General features: G+C 74.0%; 2 protein-coding genes. One reads left to right on the forward strand and one right to left on the reverse strand.

The genetic code is table 11. The features are described from left to right. Positions 1–1,652, forward strand: a 1,652-nt coding sequence (locus AC08ON_RS03605; RefSeq protein WP_476616446.1) for a glycerol-3-phosphate dehydrogenase/oxidase, incomplete at its 5' end; no start/stop codon positions are given. Between the two features lie 79 nt (positions 1,653–1,731). Here AC08ON_RS03605 and AC08ON_RS03610 read toward each other — a convergent pair. Beyond that, positions 1,732–2,741, reverse strand: a 1,010-nt coding sequence (locus tag AC08ON_RS03610; protein WP_476616447.1) for an FAD-dependent oxidoreductase, incomplete at its 5' end; no start/stop codon positions are given.

Below are 2,741 nucleotides of genomic sequence, written 5' to 3' on the forward strand. Positions count from 1 at the left end.
CGGTGACCCGGGGCCTGTCCGTCGCCCTGGTCGAGGCGCGCGACCTCGCCGCCGGCACGTCCAGCCGGTCGAGCAAGCTCATCCACGGCGGGCTGCGGTATCTCGAGCAGCTCAACGCCCCGCTGGTCCGGGAGGCGCTGCGGGAGCGCTCCCTCATGCTGGACACGCTCGCGCCCCATCTGGTCCGGGCCATCCCGTTCCTGCTGCCGTTGACCCGCCACGGTTGGGAACGTGCCTACATCGGCAGTGGCGTGCTGCTCTACGACACCCTCGGGCAGGGGCTGGCCCGCGTCGGGCCGGGCGGCGACGCCACCATGCCCCATCACCGGCACCTGACCCGCAAGGCTGCGCTGCGGGAGTTCCCGTCGCTGCGCCCGGACGCCCTCGTCGGCGCGATCCAGTACTGGGACGGCCAGGTCGACGATGCACGGCACACCGTGTTCGTCGCGCGGACCGCTGCTCGCTACGGGGCGCTCATCGCGACCAGCGCGCGGGTCACCGGCTTCCTGCGGGAGGGCGACCGGGTCGCCGGCGTGCGGGTGCGTGACCTCGAGTCGGGCGCCGAGATCGAGCTGCGGGCCCGCCAGACGATCAACGCCGCCGGGGTGTGGACCGACGAGATCCAGGCGATGGTAGGCGGGCGTGGCCAGCTGTCGGTCCGGGCCTCCAAGGGAGTGCACATCGTCGTGCCCCGCGACCGCATCCATGGCGTCACCGGCCTGATCCTGCGCACCGAGAAGAGCGTGCTGTTCGTCATCCCGTGGGGCAGCCACTGGATCATCGGCACCACCGACACCGACTGGAGCCTCGGCCTCGACCTCGCCCATCCGGCGGCCAGCAGCGCCGACATCGACTACCTGCTCGGCACGGTCAACCGGGTGCTGCGCACGCCGCTCACGGCGGCGGACATCACCGGGGTGTACGCCGGGCTGCGCCCGCTGCTCGCCGGGGAGTCCGAGGACACCTCGCGGCTGTCCCGCGAGCATGCCGTGGTCAGCCCCCTCTCCGGGCTGACGATGGTCGCCGGCGGGAAGTACACGACCTACCGGGTGATGGCCGCCGACGCCGTCGACGCGGCCGTGCACGGCATGAACCGGGCGGTGCCGCCGTCGTGCACCGAGAAGATCCCGTTGCTCGGCGCGGACGGGTTCCCCGCGCTGTGGAACGCCCGGGAGACCCTCGCCCGCCGCGCGGGGCTGCACGTCGGCTGGATCGAGCACCTCCTGCACCGCTACGGCACCCTCACCGAGGAGCTTCTGGACCTCATCGAGACGCGGCCGGATCTCGCCCAGCCGCTGCGCGGGGCATCGACCTACCTGGCCGCGGAGGCGGTTTACGCGGCCTCCCACGAGGGGGCGCTGCACCTGGAGGACGTGCTCACCCGGCGGACCCGCGTCTCGATCGAGACCATCGACCGGGGGGTGGAGGCCGCCGAGCACGTGGCCGATCTCATCGCCCCCGTGCTCGGCTGGGACCAGGCGACCCGCGCCCGCGAGGTCGCGCACTACCTCGCCCGGGTGGAGGCCGAACGTGCCTCCCAGCGGCAAGCCGACGACGCGACCGCCGACGCGGCCCGGCTCGGCGCGCCCGACGTGCGCCGGCTGGGCCGGACGAACCACCGCGCCCCGGCTGCGACCGGCGGACCACCCTGAAGGCTCGGCCAACCCGATCCGCGGCCCCGCCCAGGCGGTTCGGTGCCGCGGTCCGCGCAACGACGTCCACGCAACGACGTCATCCGTATACCTCCAACAGTCGCAGCCAGACCTCGCTGACTGTCGGGAACGACGGGACCGCGTGCCACAGCCGCTCCAACGGCACCTCTCCGACAATCGCGATCGTGGCCGCGTGCACCATCTCCTGGGTGTCCGGACCGGTGAAGGTTGCTCCCACGAGCACCCGGCGGGCCTCGTCCACGACGATCTTCGACGTGCCCGTGATCTCCTCCCCCCGCACCGACGCGCCGGCCACCGATCCGGTCGGCACGCTCACGGCCCGCACGGCGATCCCGGCCTCCCGCGCGGCCCGCTCGGTCAGTCCGACCGCGCTGACCTGCGGATCGGTGAAGGTCACCCGCGGGACGGCCGCCGGGTCGGCCAGGTCGCGCACGGGAGCGCCGGCGAGGTCCCGGCGGCCAGTGATGACGTCGGCCGCCAGCCGGGCCTGGTACTTGCCCATGTGGGTGAGCAGCGCGCGGCCGCAGACGTCGCCGACCGCGTAGAGCCAGTCCCCCGCCACGCCGACCGCGCGGAGCCGGTCGTCGACCTCGATGAACCGCCCGGGTTGCAGGCCCACTGTCTCCAGGCCCAGATCGCCGGTCGCCGGGGTGCGCCCGACGGCGACCAGAATCTCGTCGGCGACCACGGCATCGCGGCGCGGCCGCCGCTCACCCGACTCAGCCGACTCCACCGTGACGGTCACCGGCCCGGCCGGGCCGTCCGGTCCCGTCCGGGCCCGGCGGACCTCGACCGCCCGGCTTCCGAGCCGCACCGTGATGCCGGCCGCCTCGAAGGCGGCCCGCAACTGCTCGCCGACGAACTCCTCCTCCCGGACGAGCAGCCGGGGTGACCCCTCGATCAAGGTCACCTCCGCGCTACCGAGCCGGCGGAAGGCCTGGGCCAGTTCCACCCCCACGGCGCCGCCGCCAAGCACCACGAGGCGGTGCGGGACCTTCCGCGCGCCGGTCGCGGTCCGGTTGTCCCACGGTTCGGCGTCGGCGAGGCCGGGGATCGGTGGAACAGTGG

The organism is Frankia sp. CoWAU3 (genome assembly GCF_977971855.1).